General features: G+C 41.5%; 23 protein-coding genes. 10 read left to right on the top strand and 13 right to left on the bottom strand.

What is annotated here, in order from left to right:
- Positions 1-37 precede the first annotated feature (37 nt).
- The 3 genes from kynA to kynU are packed head-to-tail and all read right to left on the bottom strand — an operon-like array spanning position 38 to position 2759.
- The gene (kynA, locus tag DV702_RS12710) at positions 38-865 is read right to left on the bottom strand and encodes a tryptophan 2,3-dioxygenase (RefSeq protein ID WP_114925084.1); all 828 of its coding nucleotides are present in this window, start codon (positions 863-865) and stop codon (positions 38-40) included.
- Positions 853-1485 (bottom strand): arylformamidase, encoded by a 633-nt coding sequence (kynB, locus tag DV702_RS12715; RefSeq protein WP_114925085.1) that lies wholly within the window; start codon positions 1483-1485, stop codon positions 853-855. The genes kynA and kynB overlap by 13 nt, the downstream gene beginning before the upstream one ends.
- Complete coding sequence (gene kynU / locus DV702_RS12720; protein ID WP_371682712.1) at positions 1482-2759, bottom strand: kynureninase; 1278 nt, start codon at positions 2757-2759, stop codon at positions 1482-1484. Before kynU ends, kynB begins: the two co-directional genes overlap by 4 nt.
- Positions 2760-2856: 97 nt before the next feature.
- On the opposite strand from kynU, the gene DV702_RS12725 reads away from it, so the two are divergent.
- Entirely contained in the window at positions 2857-3174 is a 318-nt protein-coding gene (locus DV702_RS12725) for an MGMT family protein (RefSeq protein WP_114925087.1), read from the top strand.
- Between the two features lie 299 nt (positions 3175-3473).
- On the opposite strand, the gene DV702_RS12730 is transcribed toward DV702_RS12725, so the two are convergent.
- From DV702_RS12730 to DV702_RS12740, 3 genes are read right to left on the bottom strand one after another with little or no spacing between them, the layout of a single operon-like run.
- Positions 3474-4208 carry an amino acid ABC transporter ATP-binding protein gene (locus DV702_RS12730; protein WP_114925088.1) on the bottom strand — a complete coding sequence of 245 codons (735 nt, stop codon included), beginning with the start codon at positions 4206-4208 and terminating at the stop codon, positions 3474-3476.
- A complete protein-coding gene (locus DV702_RS12735) occupies positions 4205-4918 on the bottom strand; it encodes an amino acid ABC transporter permease (protein WP_114925089.1) in 714 nt (237 codons plus the stop codon). Before DV702_RS12735 ends, DV702_RS12730 begins: the two co-directional genes overlap by 4 nt.
- On the bottom strand, positions 4908-5738 hold the full coding sequence (locus DV702_RS12740) for an amino acid ABC transporter substrate-binding protein (RefSeq protein WP_114925090.1): 831 nt from the start codon (positions 5736-5738) through the stop codon (positions 4908-4910). The genes DV702_RS12735 and DV702_RS12740 overlap by 11 nt, the downstream gene beginning before the upstream one ends.
- A 244-nt stretch (positions 5739-5982) precedes the next feature.
- Between DV702_RS12740 and DV702_RS12745 the strand changes: the two genes are divergently transcribed.
- Entirely contained in the window at positions 5983-7503 is a 1521-nt protein-coding gene (locus DV702_RS12745; protein WP_114925091.1) for an APC family permease, read from the top strand.
- 1158 nt (positions 7504-8661) lie between these two features.
- On the opposite strand, the gene DV702_RS12750 is transcribed toward DV702_RS12745, so the two are convergent.
- The gene (locus DV702_RS12750) at positions 8662-9939 is read right to left on the bottom strand and encodes an IS110 family RNA-guided transposase (RefSeq protein WP_114924886.1); all 1278 of its coding nucleotides are present in this window, start codon (positions 9937-9939) and stop codon (positions 8662-8664) included.
- Positions 9940-10462: 523 nt separating this feature from the next.
- Between DV702_RS12750 and nhaC the strand changes: the two genes are divergently transcribed.
- Positions 10463-11842 carry a Na+/H+ antiporter NhaC gene (gene nhaC, locus DV702_RS12755; protein WP_114925092.1) on the top strand — a complete coding sequence of 460 codons (1380 nt, stop codon included), beginning with the start codon at positions 10463-10465 and terminating at the stop codon, positions 11840-11842.
- Positions 11843-11848: 6 nt separating this feature from the next.
- Here the strand turns inward: nhaC and DV702_RS12760 are convergent, their stop codons facing one another.
- Positions 11849-12799 carry a hypothetical protein gene (locus tag DV702_RS12760; protein ID WP_114925093.1) on the bottom strand — a complete coding sequence of 317 codons (951 nt, stop codon included), beginning with the start codon at positions 12797-12799 and terminating at the stop codon, positions 11849-11851.
- Between the two features lie 120 nt (positions 12800-12919).
- On the opposite strand from DV702_RS12760, the gene DV702_RS12765 reads away from it, so the two are divergent.
- The 7 genes from DV702_RS12765 to guaC all read left to right on the top strand — a co-directional run bounded on the left by DV702_RS12765 (position 12920) and on the right by guaC (position 18777).
- Entirely contained in the window at positions 12920-13534 is a 615-nt protein-coding gene (locus tag DV702_RS12765; RefSeq protein WP_114925094.1) for a DUF421 domain-containing protein, read from the top strand.
- A gap of 406 nt (positions 13535-13940) precedes the next feature.
- Positions 13941-14537 (top strand): GNAT family N-acetyltransferase, encoded by a 597-nt coding sequence (locus tag DV702_RS12770; RefSeq protein WP_114925095.1) that lies wholly within the window; start codon positions 13941-13943, stop codon positions 14535-14537.
- Between the two features lie 169 nt (positions 14538-14706).
- The gene (locus tag DV702_RS12775; protein WP_162805796.1) at positions 14707-15804 is read left to right on the top strand and encodes a helix-turn-helix domain-containing protein; all 1098 of its coding nucleotides are present in this window, start codon (positions 14707-14709) and stop codon (positions 15802-15804) included.
- Complete coding sequence (locus tag DV702_RS12780) at positions 15804-16031, top strand: PLDc N-terminal domain-containing protein (protein ID WP_114925097.1); 228 nt, start codon at positions 15804-15806, stop codon at positions 16029-16031. Before DV702_RS12775 ends, DV702_RS12780 begins: the two co-directional genes overlap by 1 nt.
- Positions 16015-16911: an ABC transporter ATP-binding protein gene (locus DV702_RS12785; protein WP_114925098.1), complete on the top strand. Its 897-nt coding sequence runs from the start codon at positions 16015-16017 to the stop codon at positions 16909-16911. Before DV702_RS12780 ends, DV702_RS12785 begins: the two co-directional genes overlap by 17 nt.
- A complete protein-coding gene (locus DV702_RS12790) occupies positions 16908-17672 on the top strand; it encodes an ABC transporter permease (protein WP_114925099.1) in 765 nt (254 codons plus the stop codon). The genes DV702_RS12785 and DV702_RS12790 overlap by 4 nt, the downstream gene beginning before the upstream one ends.
- 121 nt (positions 17673-17793) lie before the next feature.
- Positions 17794-18777 (top strand): GMP reductase, encoded by a 984-nt coding sequence (gene guaC, locus DV702_RS12795; protein WP_114925100.1) that lies wholly within the window; start codon positions 17794-17796, stop codon positions 18775-18777.
- Between the two features lie 49 nt (positions 18778-18826).
- Here guaC and DV702_RS12800 read toward each other — a convergent pair whose 3' ends face one another.
- From DV702_RS12800 to DV702_RS12815, 5 genes are read right to left on the bottom strand one after another with little or no spacing between them, the layout of a single operon-like run.
- The gene (locus tag DV702_RS12800) at positions 18827-19777 is read right to left on the bottom strand and encodes a bile acid:sodium symporter family protein (RefSeq protein WP_114925101.1); all 951 of its coding nucleotides are present in this window, start codon (positions 19775-19777) and stop codon (positions 18827-18829) included.
- A 48-nt stretch (positions 19778-19825) separates the two neighbouring features.
- A complete protein-coding gene (locus DV702_RS16870; RefSeq protein WP_162805797.1) occupies positions 19826-20128 on the bottom strand; it encodes a hypothetical protein in 303 nt (100 codons plus the stop codon).
- Positions 20129-20134: 6 nt separating this feature from the next.
- Positions 20135-21457, bottom strand: coding sequence for a TRAP transporter large permease (locus DV702_RS12805; RefSeq protein WP_114925102.1), 1323 nt, complete (start codon positions 21455-21457; stop codon positions 20135-20137).
- On the bottom strand, positions 21454-21939 hold the full coding sequence (locus DV702_RS12810) for a TRAP transporter small permease (protein ID WP_114925103.1): 486 nt from the start codon (positions 21937-21939) through the stop codon (positions 21454-21456). The genes DV702_RS12805 and DV702_RS12810 overlap by 4 nt, the downstream gene beginning before the upstream one ends.
- 18 nt (positions 21940-21957) lie before the next feature.
- On the bottom strand, positions 21958-22992 hold the full coding sequence (locus DV702_RS12815) for a DctP family TRAP transporter solute-binding subunit (RefSeq protein ID WP_114925104.1): 1035 nt from the start codon (positions 22990-22992) through the stop codon (positions 21958-21960).
- Positions 22993-23140: the final 148 nt, after the last annotated feature.

Consider the following 23140-nt stretch of genomic DNA (forward strand, 5'->3'; position numbering starts at 1 on the left):
ATTTGAACTATATCATAATTGCTAGTTTACTAGTTTGTCAAATTTTAGTTCGAACATCCCATAGTTCTGGAAAAAACCTATGATCGAGCACTGATTTCAAGTAATTTACCCCTGATGAACCGCCTGTGCCTGTTTTGAATCCAATAATCCGCTCGACGGTTTTCATATGACGGAATCTCCATTGTTGATGGCTGTCCTCGATATCTACTAGTTTTTCTGCCAATTGATAGAGATCCCAATAGCGGTCGACATCTCGATAGACAGTAAGCCATGCGTCAGCCACTGACTGATTTCCTCTGTACGTAATTGAAAAATCTCGTTCAAGTAACGCAGGATCAATAGCAAATCCTACACGCGCAAGTGCCTGAATCGCCACATCGTAAATACTTGGTGCATGGTAGGCGTTTTCCAACCTATTTGATAACGGGGGATCTTTTTCGTAAATTTTAATAATCTGCGGTTGTTTGTATCCAAGTGCAAACTCAATTAAACGATTTTGATAGGATTGAAAACCTGAAGCACGGCCTAAACTATCGCGAAATTCCATATACTCGGCAGGTGTCAATGTAGCCAATACATCCCACGCTTGAATAATTTGGGACTGAATTTTTGATACGCGTGCGAGCATTTTAAAAGCTTCCGGCAATTCCTCTTGCTGAATTAACTTGATCGCAGCTTCCAGTTCATGCAAAATTAATTTCATCCATAATTCACTTACTTGATGAATAATGATGAACAACATTTCATCGTGATGACCTGACAGACGATTCTGACTTGACAACACTTCATCCAGATTCAAGTATTCCCCATACGTCATCGACTCTCGAAAATCTGTGTGAATCCCCTTTTCCGTCATGACTGCCATCTCCTAACGACCGCGCGCACAGGGCTCCCATCCGCTTCTTCTAAGGCGAGAGGTAACGCAATGAGCTCATACTGTCCAGGCTTCAATGATTCTAACACTAAGTTTTCTATAATGATGATGTTATTACGATAAAGTGAATGATGTGCCACTAATTCCTTGCTCGTTTCCGCATCAACTGATGGCGTATCTACACCGATCAGACGAACTCCTCGCTCTTTCAGTAAAGGACCTACATCCTCACCGATCACAGTGAACTTTTCCGGAAATTTATGTGGTATCGGGTGGCTACCTGTTTTAAGTAAAATTCGTTGCGCCCCTTCAAAGTCTATAGGCTCTAAATGTTTGCGAGACACACAAGCCACACCAGTCACATCTACCACACAAGCACGCCCTATATAAAGATCAATGGGTAAATCTAAAATCCGCAACCCGTCATTGTCATAATGAAACGGTGCATCCGTATGGGTACCGATATGTGTACTCATCGTTAGCTTGCCGATATTAACTGAACCCGACTGCTCTTTTGTCACCGTCACTTCATAGGAAAATGGCGTATCTCCAGGCCATTCGGCAATTTGTTTCGTCAGCGGTTGTGTAATATCTATCCATTCATTTGTCATGCTACGATCCCCCGTTCATTTGGATAGTCTTTATATGTCTCTTCTTTCATGATTTTCTTTATTATTTGTACGGTTTGCCATACGTCCTCGAACGAGTTATATAATGCGACTGGCGCTAAACGTATCCCGTCAGGCGCACGAAAATCAGGAATTACTCCTTCTGCTTTTAATGCTTGACATATTCGCGCGGCTTCTTCATGTAGCAATAATAAATGACCACCGCGACTGGAATCTACTGGATTGCCAATTGAAAACATATACTCACTTAGTTCCGCTTTTATACAGTTCAACATAAATTGTGTCAGTTCCAATGACTTCGCACGAATCTTTTCCATTCCAAGCTCCTCGAACATTTCAAGGGAACCGAGTAAAGGTGCTAAATTTAAAACATGCGGTGTTCCGATCTGATAGGCTCCTGCATCACTTGCCGCTGTCATCGTATGCTCCATATCAAATTGCTTGGATTTGTCAGAACCGAACCAGCCCGCCAGTCCTGCTTCTTTGCCAAAATGACGTTCATTCATGAATAATCCACCGACAGAGCCAGGTCCCCCATTTAGATGTTTGTATGTACACCAAAATGCGAAGTCTGCTCCCCATTCATGTAATTGATGGGGAATCGCACCAACTGAATGCGATAAATCAAATCCAATAATAATTCCCCTCTCATTCGCTGCTTTCGATAGCGCTTTCATTTGTAGCACCTGGCCACTGCGATATAGTACTGACGGCAAAATAATCAACGCCACTTCATCAGTCATAGCTTTTATTATACGAGTTTCGTCAAGGGTCAATCCATCATCGCTTTTGACGCGGATCAAATGTTCTTCTGGATCCAGCCCGTGTAAACGAATCTGGCTTTGTAACGCATAAATATCAGACGGGAAGTTCAACTCATCTGCTAAAATTTTAGTTCGTTCGCCTTTTGGCCGGTAAAACGTTGCAACGAGTTGATGCAAATTCGTCGTTGTTGAACCAGTCGCGATCACTTCCGTCTTCTTTCCACCAACTAATGGGGCCATCCGTTCCCCCAGTTGCTCTGCCAAATAAAACCACGGATGCGCACCTTCTGTCCATCCATCAATCCCAAGAACTTTCCATGAATCCAGTAATTCCAGCAATGTTTTTTCCGCACGTTGCGAAAGCAATCCTAGCGAATTACCATCCATATAAATTTTTCCTGACGGCAAATAAAATTCTTCACGGTAGGAAGCTAACTCATCGTGTTGATCAAGCACTTTTGCATACTCTAGTGTATGGGAGTACATAATCATTCTCCTTTCTATCTGTACATAAATGATAGCATATTCATCCCGTAATCATGACATGCAATAAATTGTATGGTACGCTATAAAAAGGAGGATGGATTATATGCAATCATTCACAGAACGGGTCGTGGCAATTATTCAACAGATCCCCCCTGGTCATGTCATGACATACGGACAAGTCGCAGCAGAAGCCGGCAATCCCCGCGGTGCTAGACAAGTCGTTCGGGTTCTCCATTCTATGAGTAAAAAATACGACTTGCCATGGCACCGAATCATCAATGCACAAGGAGGCATTTCCACACCCGAAAATGCCGAAGAAAAAGGCAATGCGCAACGCCAAAGGCTCACATCAGAAGGTGTTCAGTTTGACGATAAGGGTAGAATCCCATTAGAAATCTATCGTTGGCACCCACCACTATAATTCTTACGGGAATCTAGATTATTCTATACATCAACATATATCTTTCATTTCGAAATACAGAATTCAGCAGAGAAAAACCATTCGTTTTCCTCTGCCCGTCGTTATTTTATAGTTGATTATTATAAGCAGTTATCGATATTTTTCCTACTGTTAAAAGTGAAAATAGTAATTCTGTTTGCGTAAAAACATGTATGGTTTCAAACAACTCCTACCAAATGACGCACTTCATAAGAAAAAGACCATCACAGAAAATCAGATATACTGACTTTCCGGACAGCCATTTTTCCTATCTTTCGTATTCACTGCAATAGACTTAAAAACTTCTTCGTCCGCTCATGTTGCGGATTAGTAAATAGTTGTGCAGGCGCTCCTCTTTCCACAATGACCCCATCGTCTATGAAAATCACTTCGTCTGCCACTTCACGCGCAAACTTCATTTCATGCGTCACGACTGCCATCGTCATACCCTCATGCGCTAAATCTTTCATTACACGCAACACTTCATTGACCAACTCTGGATCCAATGCAGAAGTCGGTTCATCAAATAACATCACTTTAGGATCCATTGCCAAGGCACGTGCAATGGCTACACGTTGTTGTTGCCCACCTGATAGCTGATATGGATATTTTTCTTTATGAGCAGTCAAACCTACTTTATCTAATAATTGTTCAGCTTTATGCTGCGCGTCTGTTTTAGCTACATGCTTAACAGTCTTCAAACCTTCCGTCACATTTCCTGTTGCGGTGAGATGAGGAAATAAATTATAACTTTGAAATACCATGCCGGTAAGCCGACGGAATGCGCTAATCGACTTTTTCGATACCGGCTTGCTAAAATCCAGCTGTTGCTCATCAATCGTGATTTTGCCAGCATTAGGTGTTTCAAGCACATTCAAGCATCGTAATAAGGTAGACTTACCAGATCCTGATGGACCGATAATGACGACCACTTTCCCTTGCTCAATTTCTAAGTCTACATTTTTAATAACTTCTAGCGATCCAAACGACTTTTGCAGTCCATCTATCGTAATCATGAAACTCCCCCTTTACCTACAGAACGGTCCAAGCGGCTTTCTACTCTTCCTTGAATAATAGATAGAATGAAACAAATCACCCAGTAGACGATCGCAGCCATTATATAGACGAATAAAAATTCATAATTGAAAGAAGCGATTTCTTGCGCCCTTCTAAACGCTTCTGCCACTAATATCGTTGCCGCCAAAGAAGTATCTTTGACGAGTCCGATAAAGGAGTTTGACAGTGGAGGGACGGACACTCTTGCTGCTTGCGGTAAAACAATTTTCCACAAGGCTTGAGAGTAATTCATCCCGATCGAGTACGCAGCTTCCCACTGTCCTTTCGGTATGGATAAAATGGCAGCCCGAATGATTTCAGAAGCATATGCCCCAACATTCAATGAAAATCCAATCACTGCGGCTGGAAATGGATCAATGACAATGCCTATTGTCGGTAGACCGTAAAAAATGATGAATAATTGAACAAGTAGCGGTGTTCCCCGAATGATGGAGACATACACACGCGCTATTCCACGTAAAATTTTGCTGGATGAGATTCTGGCCAAAGCTGTAAAGATGGCGATAGTCAATCCAATGATAAACGCAATGACTGCTAAAGGAATCGTATATTTAATCGCTCCTTCGATCAATGGCCCGATGGATGTTGATGCGATTTCCTGAAGTTTTTGTATCCGTTCGGGACTTAGTGTAATGCTATTAAGATACATCTTCGCCAAACCATTTTTCAGAAATCTTTTGCAATGTCCCGTCTTCACGCATCGCATCCAATGCTTTATTTACTTCGTCTACTAATTCCGTATTGCCTTGTCTGAACAGAAATGCGTTTTCTGATTGGTTTTCCGCGGAGATGTTTGGTTCCTCCACAATTTTAATCGGCGCATCGGGCTTTTGTTTCAAGTAATCCAATGCAGAAAGCTTATCGTTATACGTTCCATCCGCACGTTTAGAAATTACTAAGTCCACACCTTGATTGAAACCGTCTATTTTAATAATTTCTGCACCGTTTAACTTGGCAATTTCACCGTAGTTACTAGTTAACGTTTGTGCTGCTTTTTTCCCTTCCATGCCGTCAAACGCAATGTCATCTTCTTCTCTGATTACTAATACAGAATTGGAACGTGTATAAGGCTTAGAAAATTCGTACTTCACTTGACGTTCTTCATTGATCCCTACTTGATTGGCAATCATATCGAAACGCTTAGCGTCAAGACCTGCAAAAATAGCATCCCATTGTGTTTCAAAAAATTTCGCTTCGACACCTAATCGTTTAGCTACTTCTTGAGTAACTTCCACATCATATCCTGTTAACTTTCCCGATTCATCATGAAAAGAGAAAGGCGCATACGTTCCTTCAGTTCCTACATTCAATACCCCTTTTTCTACTACTTCTTCAAACAAGTTATTTGTATCTGTCGTGTCCCCTGCTGGTTTCGCAGAACTATCTGTTTTCCCATCATCTTTAGAACCACATGCAACCAATACAGCCGCTACGAGAATGACGATGAATGGCAATAAAATTTTCTTCATTTTCTAAACCCCACTATTCTTATAAGTATTTGTGTTATAAATAGTAAAAGATTGTTGCGTTACTGTCAATAAGCATGCTTCATTTAACATTTATTCTACTATACAGACTAATTAGATAAAACTAAATATTTAAGGCTTATTTTAGTATAACAGCGGATATGTATATCGTTCGACTTTTTAGATGTTTTATACATATGAAAAAAGGGCATATATTCGCTATACTACATACTAGGGGTTGGATCATATGGATCAAGGTTCTGAGAATGCACGAAGGAAACTGAATAAAACATTGAAACCGTCATGGGTATTTGCGATTGCCCTCGGTTCATCGGTCGGCTGGGGAGCTTTCATTTTACCAGGAGATTGGATCGGACAGTCTGGACCACTAGGCGCCGTCATCGGGCTTGGAATCGGTGCGCTCGTCATGATGATCATCGCATCTAGCTACGGTGTCATGATAAAGAAATTCCCGGTTTCTGGCGGCGGTTTTACATATGCATTTATAGCAGCAGGAAAAGTGTGGGCATTTATTTGCGGTTGGTTTTTATCGCTCGGTTATATATCCATTGTCGCTTTAAATGCATCGGCACTGACACTATTACTTAAATTTCTAGCTCCCGGTTTTATGAAGCGATTTTATTTATACTCAGTGGCAGGTTGGGATGTCTATTTACCTGAAATTCTCATTGCCAGCGCACTCATTTTATTATTTGCTGTCATTAATACGACAGGTACGAGTGTTTCCGGACAAATTCAATTTTATTTCAGCATCTTGCTAGTTGCAGGCGTTGTAGTACTCGGGATTTTCACATTTAGTGTGGCTGATCAACCATTGGCAAACTTGCAACCGCTCTTTAAAGGAAATCAATCGATTATTACGTCTATACTTGTAGTTCTCGCCATTGCTCCTTGGGCCTATGTCGGTTTTGACAATGTCCCACAAGCTGCCGAAGAGTTTAATTTCTCCCCGCGGAAAGCAACGATGCTTATTGTCGCTTCATTATTCACTTCTTTCTTAATTTACGCCATTATGATCGGATTGACAGGCTGGACATTCCCTTCTCTCTCGGCGGTAGGAAACGGGGACTTATGGGTGACAGGCGAAGTCGTTCTTTCCGCATTAGGAATGGGCGGACTGGCTGTGATGGCAGTCGCGATTGTCATGGGGATTTTCACCGGATTGAATGGATTTTTCATGTCGTCTAGCCGCTTACTCTTTTCTATGGCGCGAGCTCGTGCTTTGCCTAACTTTTTCAGAACGATGACTAAAAAAACTCAGACACCTGTATGGGGAATTTGGTTTGTAGCACTCATTACACTTCCCACTCCTTGGTTTGGTCGACAAGCTTTAACGTGGATTGTCGATATGTCTTCCACCGGCGTGTCCGTCGCTTATTTCTTTACATGTCTTGCGGCGTACAAAGTACTCGCTTGGGGGAAGGAAAAAGTAGGACGTGAAATTGCTCCTTTGAAAAAGTTCTTAGCTTTACTCGGTATGATCTTTAGCGGGGCATTTCTTGCATTATTGCTCGTACCAAATTCTCCGGCAGCTCTTTCCACACCATCGTATATTCTGTTATTCGGTTGGGCTTTTGTAGGTGTCATCTTCTATTTGGTGATTCGCAAGCGATACAATAGCTTGTCACAAGAAGAGACGGAGTATTACGTTTTAGGTAAGACGATTGAATCAGAGGTCACTGAAACGACTTCAGCAGATACAGATTCTATTTCTGATATCCCATTGCCTAATGCAACGAGGTCATAAAAATTTATCTAAAAGTAATGGTAGAGGTAGTGTACGTGCTAAGATTCTTCCGGGAGAATCCTTGACTTTGTGTCGGGAAGTCAGTTTGTGTTCGTCCAAAAGTTGGAGTGAGGTAAGTGACTTCTCCTTTGCAGTGCAGAAAAGTAGTGTACGTGCTAGGATTCTCCCTACAGAACCGGACGCTTTCCTGAGGGGACGCGGCGGACTCGCCAGAAGTGCTTTGGCGATTACGCCTGTCGTCCTGATCCTCCAGGAGTCGCCGGTTCTTCCGGGAGAATCCTTGAAGTAGTGTTCGTAAGTCCGTTGGTGCTCGTCCAGAAGTTGGAGTGAGGTAAGTGACTTCTCCTTTGCAGTGCAGAAAAGTAGTGTACGTGCTAGGATTCTCCCTACAGAACCGGACGCTTTCCTGAGGGGACGCGGCGGACTCGCCAGAAGTGCATTGGCGATTACGCCTGTCGTCCTGATCCTCCAGGAGTCGCCGGTTCTTCCGGGAGAATCCTTGAGGTTGTGTCGGGAAGTCAGTTCGTGTTCGGCCAGAAATAGAGTATGGTAAGTTCTGCTTCCTAAACAGTGTGGTGAAGCTTTGGATTTGCTGACTGAATGTATATAGGGTCATTTTTTCACTCAGTTCATCGAAACAGTCATAGTAGCTAGCAACACGTCACCACTTTTTAACTTCAAACACGGTCGCATTGTATCAGACAAGTCTACTTGGTTTTCATCCTCTACAAAGAGTGATTAAACTGTCTTGCCTACACTAAGTCCGGCTTGCGCTGGAAGACGATCGACTCCCTCTTGAAAATACGATGGTGACAAGGTTTATCGCATCTTGTGTCTAACCAAAAAATATTTTTATTTCAATATGCTAATGATTTTATTCCTAATTATTTATATATTTACGGATATTGTAAACAACAGTGAATGCTCCGCCGACAGTTACAGAAACTGTAAATAGATATGGCATGCACTAATGGATCTCCAAATCCCTATGATGACTGACCCTCCCACGTCTCTTAGCGTCGTGCGCTGACATTCCTTCGTTCGGTCTATCATAAGTTGGAGGCTGGCGAGATGCTCCGGGAGAGGCTCAAGGCCCGATGTACGATAGGGGTGCCAGCTTCTCCGTGTCATGAATAGTATGTTTATTCCAGAATGTACTTAAGACGCTAGTTGGAGACAGTGCAGGTCTGTCAACATGTGTTCTCCGTCAAACCGACGTTTTTTCGTGCATAGAGTATGGAGAACCTTTAGTAGTTTACTGCATAAGACGACCATGGACTGCTTTTTACGAAGCGGATTTTCTGATCGCTGCGTATAATACTCATGAAGCTTAAGGAATGCTGGATTGTTCCGCAGAATCGGCCGGATCGCTTTGAACAGAATGGCTCGAAGCCTCTTACGACCTCGTTTGGATATTTTCTTCTGTCCCTTATGAGTGCCGGAGGAGTTCTCTCGAAGTGTGAGACCCGCTAATTTAATAAGTTGGCGTGGACTCTCATAATCAGTGAAACTCCCTACCTCAGCCAAGAGGCCTGCGATGGTACGATGGGCAATCCCTGGAACGGAAGCTAGAAATTCATACTCTGTCGTTTGGGTAATCAAGGCATCTAGCTCTGCCTTGATGGACTCTAGTTCTTCCTCAATCAGGCGATACTGACGCACGAGAGAAGCGATTTCCCGTCTCGCTCCCCAAGGGGCGACAGTAACCCCAATAGAAGACTGAGCTACCTGAATGAGTTCGGCTGCTTTCTTTGGACGTCTTTGTTTCATCCGTCCCGCGTCTGCACAAATATCGGCCAATTCAGCCGGTGTCATATCGACAATATCTGCGGGTAACGGAGTCTCTTCCAATACGGCAAGCACCATGGCACCGAAATCAGAAAAGACTTGAAACAGCTCCGGAAAATACTTGTCGATCCACCGATGCAGTTTGTTTTTTAAGGCGGAGCGTTCTTTGATCAATGCTTCTTCGATACTATAGCCAGCGCGGATATCCGCTGCCTGATCCCGAAGAAGTTTAGGATGAGAAAAGCGTCCGTCTTTCATCAATCGCGCGATGGTGAGAGCGTCTTTCTTGTCATTCTTGGTCTGCAGGTTATCATCTAACTCTTTCACACGTTTTACGTGCATCGCATTGACAACCACGAGCGGAATGCCTCGATCTTCGAGGAAGTACGCTAAGTTCAACCAATAATGTCCTGTCGGTTCTACACCGACGAGTACGTTAGATTTCCCATGCTCTTTCATACCATCTAGGATTGCTTCATACAGTGCTTCAAAACCTTCGATAGTTTGTAAGAAAGGAAAAGCTTTTTTCATCTCACGACCACGTTCATCGACAAATGTGGCGTAATGTTTGTACTTCGCGATATCGATTCCAACTACTAATGTTTGTTCAGTTACTTGATTAATTTTGTGATTCACTTTAGAATTCATGTGAGTCCTCCTTGTGTATGGTTAGGGGTCAAGCCGTCGATGCCTTGACACCCCCAAATCATATCAAGGGGACTTTTGTATTTCAATAGGGCGTCTCTAATCAGACAGGAATGCTCCGGGAGGATAAGGGTGATAGGTGTAACTCGCAGCGCTTGACGATCCACCGCGACCCCTCCCGAACGCGTCCGCCTGGAACGGAAAGGAACGGCGAAGAGAGGATTCTTCTATTCGTTTCACGGGAAAAAGGGCTGTCACAGAAACTCAGTTCTCACTGACTTTCTGGATAGCCCTTTTATTATGTATCGATACATGATGCTCTACTCAGCTATTGACTTATCCATTCAAAATGATAAAATTCGTAACGGTATATAATTCCGTATATAATAGATATATCTCATAATGAAGCTTTGTCTTCCGTAAAATGATTCACAGTAGCCAGACGAAACTGAGCTTAGAACTCTTTCGTCCCTGCAGCTAGGGAAGATTGAGTTTTTTCGTTCTATACTAATTGGAGGTCGTTCGCGTGTTTCCCATCAAGGCAATTCATACACCTACTGTCAAAGCATCCGCAATTTTGACTGCACTTATTGTAGCGATGATTAGCATGAGCATTGTTACATTTAATTCAGTTCCACATGTACCGATATTATTCGCAATTTTATTATTATTTGGTTATGGTTTACGGAAGAAACTTTCGTATAAAGAGTTGGAACGAGGATTAGTTGAGGGTGCAAGCGCAGGAATGAGTGCAGTTTTTCTATTTTTCTTTATCGGAATACTCGTTAGCAGTTGGATGATGAGTGGGACGATTCCTACCATTATCTATGCCGGCCTTCAATTAATTACACCCACTTTCTTTTATGCGATTGTTTTTGTTGTTACGGCCATTATCGGTTTAGCTGTAGGTAGTTCACTGACGACAGTTGCTACAATCGGTGTTGCATTCATTAGTATGGCACATATTTTGGAATTATCGTTGCCACTTGTTGCCGGCGCAATTGTGTCAGGTGCATTTTTCGGAGATAAAATGTCTCCTTTGTCAGATACGACTAACCTGGCATCTTCTATTGTAGGTGTGGATTTATTTGAACATATACGAAATATGGGATGGACAACGATTCCTGCATTTTTTATCTCGCTGCTCTTGTTCGGTATATTGTCTCCGAATGTGACGACTGCGAATTTAGACAGCGTAGAAACTTTCAGCACTGCTCTGCTTGGCACAAATTTAATCCACTGGTATACATTGATTCCAGTGGCAATTCTTATTGTTTTAACATTCGTGAAGGTTCCAGCTATTTTAACACTGGCTGTTAGCGCAGTTTCTGCTGTCATGATCGCCTATATTCATACATTTTATGGCGTTTCTGATGTGTTGAAGATTTTATTCAGCGGGTACGAGGGGACAACAGGCGTTGAAGCTGTAGACGCATTATTGTCGCGTGGTGATGGTATGGAAGGAATGATGTTTACCATTTCACTAGTGTTGCTGGCGCTTAGTATGGGGGGCATGTTGTTCACTCTAGGAATTGTTCAATGTTTACTCAAGAAAATCGAAAGCCTATTGCGTAAAGTATCTTCTGTCATCTTGACATCTGCACTTACCGCTATAGGCATTAATATACTGATTGGAGAACAGTATTTGTCTATATTATTAACAGGACAAGCTTTCCAGTCCAGCTACGAGAAAGTAGGACTGGCCAATAAAAACTTGAGCCGTGTAATGGAGGATGCGGGAACAGTGATCAATCCGCTCGTCCCTTGGAGTGTGGCAGGAATTTTCATCACAACTGTTCTTGACGTATCCACTGTCGCTTATTTACCATTCGCGTTCTTCTGTTTACTAAGTCCTGTACTGACTGTTTTATTTGGCTATTTAGGTAAAACGTTAACACGTATTTAACCTTTGTCAGGATAAAATAATATCATCCTGTTGCTGATCAAGCCGCCGGATTTCCTCCTCGGAAGCTGCACGTTTTCTAGCTAGTTGATCCTGAATTCTCCGGACATCTTGCATGATCGCGTGGAGCTTCTTTTTGGCGTCTGTAATACGTGTATGAACCATCCAGTCGGAAAATATGTTATCAAAAAAAACGTCTGTAAATGTGAAAATATCATTTTTATTTACTTGAAAAGACTCTGTCGCGACATCCTGGACGTCCATTAACTCAGTTTCATAATGACGCAGTGCCCGCTGAGCTTGATGAACGAGGTCGTCTGAGCTATTGATCTCTGAGTACTTTAACGCTGATACAAGAAGTCCGCCACCTAGAAATGTATCCCATACCGACATGCCTTCTGCTGAGTCTAATTTCTTCATCGCGCCTGCCAATGCACGTTCTGCTTTTACACCTGCTTCAAATGCTTCGTCAATTTCACGTATCATCGAATACACGCGTACCCGGTCATCCGCAATTTTCTGCAAGGTTCGATTGGCCATAGTATCATTCATACGAATCCACGTCTCTTTGTCTTTTAAGAAGTCTTCCCAATCTTCAAGTATATATGTAAAATCAGGGCTTTCCAGCTGATTACGCAATTCCTGCTCTTCTCCGGTTAAGTCTTGTACGGTCTTTTCAGCTTCATTAAATGCTAATTCTGCTTCTGCGGCTTCTTCTATTTCTTTCCTCATCTTTTCATCCCATGTACCTGTCCATTCACTAATTTTCTTGGCGAATGAAAACTTCCCCAGTTTCGCAATATCTTGTTGCTCTTTCGTTAGTTGAATATGAAGGCGATCACGTTCTTTCTTCATTGCCAGTAGCTTTTGGCTTGTCTGCTCTAAACGTGAAGTCAAACGGCGATGTGTCAATCTTCTTTCTTGTAACTTATATTGTCGTTCTTGAATATTTTGTCGCATGTTCATCACTCCTTATTTACTATACGGATTATACATAACTAAGGATTCACAATTTTCATGCATATAAATCGTAATCTTTCTCATGCTAGAAAGAAACTCATGAAGTGGCGGTGAACACTTATGGATTTTCATTCTATTTGGCAGACAGTGTTAGTTATTGTGGCAGGTATTGTGCTACTGCATATTTCGGGTCGTAAATCGATTGCGCAAATGACTATTGGACAAACTGTTTTAATGATTGCGGTGGGCACTCTGCTTATTCAACCCATAGCAAGCAAAAGCCTATGGCAGACTTTGCTCCTTTCCCTTATTTTAGTGCTGACATTGCTTTTATTTGAATTTATAGCAATGAAGTTCGATTTTTTCGAAGGACTAGTTCGCGGTCGCTCCAAAGTAGTCATTGAAAACGGCATATTAAAAATTGAGACTATGAAAAAGCTGCGTTTGACGGTGGACGAATTAGAAATGCATCTGAGGCAAGCAGGAATTGCAGCAATTGACGATGTTAAATGGGCAACTATAGAAATGAGCGGACAATTAGGTTATGTATTAGTCGACCGTAAACAATATGCTACGAAAGAAGATATAGACCGAATCCAACTGACTCTAAAAAGTATGTGTGAACAAATGCAACTGGAAAATGACTTTACACAAAAACCTTTACCTATTCCCGAACAAATTAATCTCTTTACAGAAATTAAACAGAAAGATAGCGTACCCAAGTCTCTTGAGTAAAAAGTTTAGACTTGATGTAAAAAGGGAAAGTTAGCAATAACAACTTCAAAATTGAGAGGAAGAACATTATGATAAAAGTAATGAAAAATGTTATTAAATGGGGCATGGTCTTGTATCCTGTCGTAAAGACTATTATGAATGAAAAGAAGAAAAAAGGAGCATACTCAAGTACTAGAAGTGGCAGGTAAAAGCTATTCCAGCGCGATGGTAGATTATATTCTATCATCGTTTTTATTGTCTTTTTATGAAAAAATTAAAATTTTATTAGCTTTTAAGTTTATTTTTTACGTAAAAAGAGTATACTAGATATGAGGATTTTTTTCTGACCTCTTTTTTCCTCAACTTGTTTGACCCCAAATAAAAAGCTCCTGGTACACTACATTACCTATGGAGGAGAATTTAACACATGCATTGGTACAACAAATTGAAAGAGTATTTTCCAATCGAAGAGATGAAGTCAAAGGAACATATGGAGACATTGCTAAATGATAAAGGGAATGTCTACTACAAAGAAGAAGGACCGAAACATGTACTGATGTACGTGGAAACGGAGGACTTCGTCTTCGTCGACTATCTTTTCGTATCTTCTGCCGCACGAGGGGAAGGTTTGGGAAAAAAACTGCTGGATTCGTTGAAGACCAAAAACAAGCCTATTTTACTGGAAGTCGAACCAGTAGATGAAACAGAACCGGATACTGGCAAGCGACTAAAATTCTATGCACGCGAAGATTTCAATCACGCGCAAAAGATCGGTTATAATCGTCGTTCACTAGCAACCGGGGAACAAACTATCCTCGAAATTCTATACTGGGCACCTTCAACCTCTGCCAAAGCGGATGAAAAAGAAGTATTCAACGCGATGAAAACAACCTACGAAGAAATTCATACCTACAAAGACCAAGATTTCTATGGAGATTCATATGATCCAACAGAGAAAGTTCTTCAATATCAAGCAAAACCAAAAAAGAATATTTTAGAACCTTTCACATCAGTTAGTGTGTAAGGAGCAGCCGGTCTTTCGTGAACCGGCTTTTTTGTTTGTCTTTTATTATTTGTATCTACTTATTTACTTTACTCTCTCGCTAGTTGACTTTTATCATTCGAAGTTACGTAACAGTTGATTGAATCAACCACCTTTCAGCTTTATACTAAATAAAGAAAGGTGTGATAGTGTGCTTCAAATAGGAGATGTCATTTTACAGCAAAGAAAACGTCTACAAATTACACAAGAAACACTCGCCTCTTACTGCAACGTATCTAAGGCATCGGTGTCGAAATGGGAAAAAGGCTTAAGTTATCCCGACATTACGTTACTCCCTAAAATTTCTTCTTATTTTGATCTAACTGTCGATGAGTTGCTCGGTTATGAAAGATATTTATCAAAAGAGGCTATTCAAACCATCTACTATGAATTTGCTTTGCGTTTTGGGAACGAACCATTTGAACATGTTTTTTCTGAAGTTGAAGAACAAATCAAACTATACTACCATGACCCTGGATTCTTATTGCAAATGAGTATTTTGATGCTCAACCACCATATGTTGAGTGAAAATAGCCCCTCTATTTTACAGAATATTAACCAGTGTCTCGAACGTATACGCTTAGTGAGTGAAGATGTTTGGGTTCTTCGGCAGGCAAATTCATTACAAGCGACGATTGCTCTTATGCAGGCTGATCCTAAAACTACACTAGATTTATTAGACGGCGTTATTAAGCCGACCATTGGTGACGAAATTATTTTAGCGACAGCGCATGAACAATTAGGAGATCAAGAAGAGGCTATGCGAGTCATTCAAGTGATGATGTATCAAAACATTATTCAGCTTGTAGGGAGCAGTCCGCTTTATTTGCGCCTATCGTTATCTGATCCAAAAGCATTTGATGAAACACTCCACCGAATGAATGGTCTTATTGAACTTTTTGCATTACGAAAATTGCACCCTCATGTCTGTATTCAATTTTACTTTGCTGTAGCGCAATGTGCAGCTCTTTCAAATAACAGAGAATTGCTCTATCCGTATTTACGGGAATATGTAGACTTGTGCGTTCACGATTTATTTCCTTTCACCTTACGCGGGGACGAATACTTTACGTTACTAGAAGATTGGCTCAATCAACTCGATTTAGGAACGAACGCTTTACGCGACACTTCGATCATAAAGCAGTCCATTATAGAGATGATGAATGCTCCTTTCTTTGAACCTTTTTCTGAGGACGAAGAAATGCAAGAACTACGTGAAAAACTACAATTTGGTTTGGAGGTTTTTTGATGAATAATGATTTCGATTTGGTATTGGAGTACTTACCTTTTTTAATTCCACTTATTATTTTACAGCTTGGTTTGGCTATCTTTTCCGCAATTCATGTCATCCGTCATCCACAATACCGATTTGGCAATCAAGTCATGTGGCTACTCATCGTACTATTGATCCAGTTTATCGGACCACTTGTCTATTTCGTCTTCGGAAGAGGTGAACGTTATGGTCGTACAAATTAATGGTGTAACGAAACGATTCGGTAACCACGAAGTCCTTCGCGATATTACATTAACGATTCCAAAGCACTCCATTTTTGGATTTGTCGGAGCGAATGGTGCAGGCAAAACGACATTAATGAAATGCATGCTTGGCTTGATTCCGCTCACTGCCGGCTCCATTACAATTGCAGGTGAGCTTGTAACGTTCGGTGAAACGAAATCCAATCAGCATATCGGGTATTTACCGGATGTTCCCGAATTTTATCCGTTTTATACTGCTCGTCAGTATTTAGAGCTTTGTGCAGTCATTACGAACCTAGCGAAGCACGAAAGAAAAGAGCGAATCGATGAATTATTAGAATTGGTCGGACTCGCAACTACGCACTCATTAGTTAGCACCTATTCAAGAGGAATGAAACAACGCTTAGGAATTGCACAAGCGCTGCTTAACCGGCCGAAATTATTAATATGCGATGAACCAACTTCTGCACTGGATCCGGCAGGCCGTGCACAGATTTTATCCATACTACAAAAAGCGACTGCTGAAACAACGGTCTTTTTCTCTACACATATCATTTCGGATGCAGAACAAATTTGTGATTATGTCGCTATGTTGCATGAAGGAACCATTATCTTTCAAGACGAACTGCGTAATCTGCAACAACAATTTAGCGGCCAATTTCTCTATACATTTACGATTCCAACAACAGAGGCAATGGAGCAACTTCATGACATTCCGTATACGATGACAGTAGAGGAAGACGCTTTGCTCATCACGTTACCGACTGACTCGGCACGCTTAGAATTCATGAAAGAACTAACTACACGTAACTTAATCGTCCAATCGATGAAACCGCAAACACGATTACTTGAGCAACTTGTCTTGGAGGTGCTTACATGAATCAATGGCTTGGTTTTCTTAAAAAGGAATGGCATGAAAGCGTAAAATCGTACAAGCTATTACTAGTCACAGTGATTTTCTCCATTCTAGGAATTCTTAATCCGTTTACTGCCAAGATCACCCCCGTTTTACTAGAGAAACTCATGCCTGCGGGTACTACTATGCAGCTGCCCGAGCCAACTGCTCTAGATTCCTGGTTACAATTTTATAAAAATGTACCGCAAATGGGTTTGATTGTCCTCATCTTATTATTCAGTACGATGATGTCGAAGGAATTAGAAAAAGGGACATTGACTATTTTGCTGACTAAAGGATTGCGCCGCAGTACTGTAGTAATTACGAAGTATGTGACAGCAATTTATTATTGGACTTTCGCGATCAGTTTATCGTTTGCCATTACATATGCGTATACAGCCTATTATTGGGATCAAAGTAGTCTGCAGCATCTATTTTTTTCGGTCAGCTGTTTGTATGTTTTCGGTTGCTTATTACTAGCTGTTACTCTTTGGGGTAATACGTATTTTGCTACGTCTTACGGAGGGATTGTCGTGACGTTTGTCGGCATAATCGGTTTGTTCATCGCGTCCATTTTTCCGGTACCCTCCACATGGAGCCCACTTGAATTAGCAGTTGCCCCACCACAGCTGTTGACAGGAGCAGTAGTACCCGTAGATCTTTTGGTACCCTATTTACTCACTCTATGTCTTACATTATTGTTTGTCGGCTTGACAGTTATCCATTTCAAACGAAAATTATTGTAAAATTTCTATCGATCTTACACGATGTAAGCGTTGACACGACGTAAAAAATCATGTAAATTACAAAAGGACGAACAATCCGATGAAATTCATATGAAAACATTCGTTTATAGAGGTGAAAGTAATGGATACAGTTTTTGATTACGAAGATATACAACTTGTACCTGCAAAATGCGTCGTAGAAAGCCGCTCAGAATGTGATACATCAGTTACACTAGGCGGGCATACTTTCCGATTACCTGTCGTGCCTGCAAATATGCAGACGATTATTGATGAAAAAATTGCGATTCAATTAGCTGAAGAAGGCTATTTTTATATTATGCATCGATTCAATCCAGAAAAACGTGTAGATTTCATTAAAGATATGCATGAACGCGGCCTAATCGCTTCTATTAGCGTAGGAGTGAAAGAAGAAGAATACGGTTTTGTGGAGCAACTTGCAGTAGATGCTCTTGTTCCAGAATTCATCACAATCGATATTGCTCACGGTCATTCCAACCAAGTCATTCGAATGATTCAGCATATTAAAAAGCACTTACCGATGAGCTTTGTTATTGCTGGCAATGTCGGCACACCGGAAGCTGTACGCGAGCTTGAAAACGCCGGCGCTGACGCTACAAAAGTCGGAATTGGACCAGGAAAAGTTTGTATTACAAAAATCAAGACAGGATTCGGTACAGGCGGCTGGCAATTGGCGGCTGTTCGACTATGTGCGAAAGCCGCATCCAAGCCAATTATTGCTGACGGAGGCATCCGCACACATGGCGACATCGCAAAATCTGTCCGTTTTGGAGCAAGTATGGTGATGGTTGGTTCACTTTTTGCAGGACATGAAGAGTCTCCGGGTCAAACAGTTGAGCAAGGCGGTCAACTATACAAAGAGTACTTTGGTTCTGCTTCTGAATTCCAAAAGGGAGAAAAGAAAAACGTAGAAGGCAAAAAAATGTTCGTGGAATATAAAGGTCCTTTAAAAGATACGTTAATCGAAATGGAACAAGATCTGCAATCGTCTATTTCTTACGCAGGCGGAAAAACATTGAACGCCATCCGTACAGTAGACTACGTAATCGTAAAGAACTCTATTTTTAACGGGGATAAAGTATTTTAACGTAAGTGAACACACTCTCTTTCGCAACGAGGGAAGAGAGTGTGTTTTTTTATTCGTCGGCTATTCGGAATTTATTTTCAAATAGGCTCGCCATTAACGCACCAATTGTTAAATTCATTACCATATTCGCGACAGCTGGAACTGCAGCAAGCGACCCAAAATGCTCCATCGCAAGTGTCGCAGCAAGCGCCGTATTGCAAATGCCTGTATGAAATAAAATCGCACGCGCATTACGTTCAGGCACACCTAACCATCTAGAAATAAAATAGCCAGCCCCCATTGGTATACAAACTTGGAGCGTAACCGCCACAAAAACGAGCGGCAGTACTGACAAGTTTTCCGAAAGTGCCTGTTGCGCATTGGAAATGACCGATAAAATGACTATAAATAAGGCCAATTGCGAAAGCACACCAGTATAAGGCTTCACCTTTTCCACTGGTTTTTTAAACTTCCACTGCACGAATAACCCGGCAATCAGTGGGAAAAAAACAATATAAATAATATTTAGAAATAAAGGCCAAAATTCGATGGGAATAAAACGGCCGGCGAATGTTTGCAGTAAAACCGGTGTCAGAACGGGAGAAATAAATGTATCGAGAGTCGCCATCGTGATACTAAGCGCAACCTCTCCCCCTGCTATAAATGTATAAATATTAGCTGACGTGCCGCTTGGAACCGTCCCCGCTAAAATAATGCCCGTTGCAATCTCCGCTTGATTACCAAAAAAGATATAGGCAATCGCGATAGACACACTTACCATAACCGTCCACTTCAACAGCACACCGAGCAGCGCATATTTCGGATTTTTAATAACATCTACTAATCTCTCCGACGATAACGACAACCCCATTAAGAAGAAAATCGTCCCTAATCCAAAACCCGTCAATTGCCGTATGGAAATGAATGCATCCGGAATAGCATATGCGATGACGGATAAGATCACAATCCACAGTGGCAAATATTTCGAGATAATTTTTGATACGACTTGTATAGTTTTCACATACAACTCTCCCTCGTGATGAACACTAGCTGATTAGAGATGAAGATTCTATTTTGTGAGTGCGTGTGCAGTCTCTATGAGCGGTTGTATGCATGCTATGAGCGAAAACCGCTTCCCTATGAGCGCAAACTCCGATGCTATGAGCGAAGAACGCTTCTCTATGAGCGAAAACTCCGATGCTATGAACGAAAATCGCTTCTCTATGAGCGCAAACTCCGATGCTATGAGCGAAAACCGCTTCTCTATGAGCGCAAACTCCGATGCTATGAGCGAAAACCGCTTCTCTATGAGCGCAAACTCCGATGCTATGAGCGAAAACCGCTTCCCTATGAGCGCAAATGAATGCTCCACGGTTCGCTATTTTATTTTCAGCAAGTCTGGTAAAAATGTAGAAATCTGTGGAATATACGTAATGAGCAACAAAATAACAATCGATGAAATAACGAAAGGTAATACACCCCTCGATATTTGTCCAATTGACGTATTGGATATCCCCGCAGCGACAAATAAATTCAAACCAACTGGCGGTGTGAACAATCCGATCGCCAAGTTGACTGTCATAAATACACCGAATACTGTAGGGTCTACATCAAACATCAACACAATCGGCAACAGAATCGGAATAAAGATGTAATATGCAGATATTGCATCAATGAACATCCCCGCAATTAATAGAATGACGTTGATTAATAATAAAATTAAAATCTTATTATCCGTAATGCTAAGCATCACATCAGATACTTGCCTTGCGATTTGTTCCGTCGTAATAATATACGCATAGACGCTCGCTGCACTGACGATGAACATGACGACCGCTGTCTGGATACCTGCAGCTACTAAAATATCGTATAGCTTTTTCAGCGTTAATTCGCGGTAGATGAAGAAACCTATGAACAAGCTATAGAACACTGCGACGACTGCAGCTTCTGTCGGTGTAAAGTATCCACCGTAAATTCCTCCTAAAATAATGACTGGAATTAACAAGCCCCAAATAGCATTCACAAAAGCTTTCAGACGCTCGGCCCCTGTTGCTGGCTCCGTCTTTTGTTGAACCGCTAGAGGACCTTCACGTTTTTCTTGTCGAGACCGAACGATCATTGCAGCAATGATGAACCCTACACCTAATAACAGTCCCGGTATCACTCCCGCCATAAACATTCGACCAATAGAAACCGGAATCTGATCGCCTGCGACTACCGCAAAAACGATAAATGCGATACTTGGTGGGATAATAATTCCAATAGCGCCCGAACTCGCCACTAAGCCCGCTGCTGTTTCGTTTTTGTAGCCATTCTTCACCATGCCTGGTATCAAGATTCCACCAATAGCGGCTACTGTCGCCGGACCAGACCCTGAAATTGCTGCGAAGAAGATAGCGGTCATGACTGTTACAAAAATGATTCCGCTTTTACGATGACCAACAAGCGCTTGTGCAAAATCGATTAAGCGTTTGGAAATTCCTGCGTGTTCCATAATGACACCCGCTAAAATAAAGAACGGAATCGCAAGTAACGTAAACTTCGCTACACTTGTATACATAATATCCGCTACTAGTTCTAAGCCAAACAAACCGCCGCCTGTAAAAAGTACAACTATGGAGGAGATCGCAAGTGCTACAGCGATCGGCATACGAAGCATAACTAAAATAAAAAATAAGCCGAATAAGATCAGCGCTGTCATAATGTTTGCTCTCCTTTCCCATTTTGCTGACGGAATTCAGCAATTGTCACTTGAATGGAACGAATCAAACAGAAGAACGCGCCGATTGGCATCGACATGGAGAACCACCATTGTGGCCATCCTAAAGAAGGCGTTTTCTGGCCCATATCCAGTTGATACTGCACCATTTTAATACCGAAATAAAATAAAATAAAAAATAATAGCACCATCATCAATCCAACCAAAATTGTAATCATATTCTTCAGCAACCGATTGCCTTTGTCATAAATCAATGTAAAGCCAAGGTGTGCGTATTGACGCACACCAATGGCTGTTCCGACAAATGTTAACATAACAAACAAATTGACCGTTATTTCCTCCGTAAAGGAAATTGAATACTTAGCAAACCCTCTGGATAATACATTGGCGAATGCGATGGTGGACATGATGGAGATTGTCAGTATAACAATCCATTCTTCTAATCTGTTGAATACTTTTCCCATCGTTGCATCCTCCAATTCTTATTGGTCTTGGAATTTCTCTAGTAGATCCTTGCCCCAGATATCTTCATACTTTTCATATACAGGTTGCACTGCTTCAGTGAACTCTGCAAGTTCTTCGTCAGTCGGTGCATAGAACTGCATGCCTGCATCTTTCAATTCATCAATTTGCTTCGCTTCCTTTTCACGTGCCATCTCTACTTGATATGCTGCTACTTCTTTTCCTAACTTCTTCACCAATTCCTGATCTTCTTTACTCATGGAATCAAATAATTTCTTATTAATACCCAATACTAATGGGTCATAAGAGTAGTTCCATGTTGTTAAGTAGTCTTGCACTTCATTTAGCTTAGAAGAATGGATGACATCAATTGGATTTTCTTGTCCATCAATGGTTCCTTGTTGGAGGGATGTGAAAACTTCCGAGAATGCCATTGTTGTCGGGTCGGCACCTAATGCACGGAACAAGTCTGTATACATCGTGATTCCAGGAATGCGCACTTTTAGCCCTTTCATGTCAGCTGGTGTTTTAACCTCTTTTTTACTGTTCGTAATTTGACGGAAACCATTCTCTCCGTATCCTAGCAATTCTACATTCTTCTCATGGAGGATTTCAGCAATTGCTTCTCCACCTGCACCGTTGAACACTTTGTCCACACCATCTTTGTCTTTGAATAAAAAAGGTGCACTCGCTACGCCAAAACGGTCATCTAAAATTGAGTAGATAATCGTAGAGTGAAGACTTAAATCTGTTTGTCCTTTCGTTAGAAGCTCCACACCTTTTCCTTGGTCACCGTTGGATAATTGTTCATTCGGGAATACTTCTATTTTAATACGTCCGTCTGTTTGTTCCTTCAAGTCTTGCGCTAGCTTATCTGCTGCTAGATACCAAGTGGACGAGTCATTTAACGTAACAGACATTTTCAGATCATATGATTTCCCTTCTGCATCACTCGCACCATCTGTCGAATCTTTTTTGTCTGATGAACAAGCTGAGAGCAACAGCATCGCGGATAACCCAATCGCACCTAATACACTCTTTTTCTTCATTTTCATTTAACATTACCTCCTGTTTTTACGAACGTATCGTTGTCTTCTGACGTCTGACTACTCATGAATAGCCGCTTAACTAGTCTGCCTACTTACAATAGTTCAATAATTCTATCACTATAGACACTATACCAATATTGTCTATTAAATTCAC

The organism is Sporosarcina sp. PTS2304 (assembly GCF_003351785.1).
GTDB lineage: Bacteria > Bacillota > Bacilli > Bacillales_A > Planococcaceae > Sporosarcina.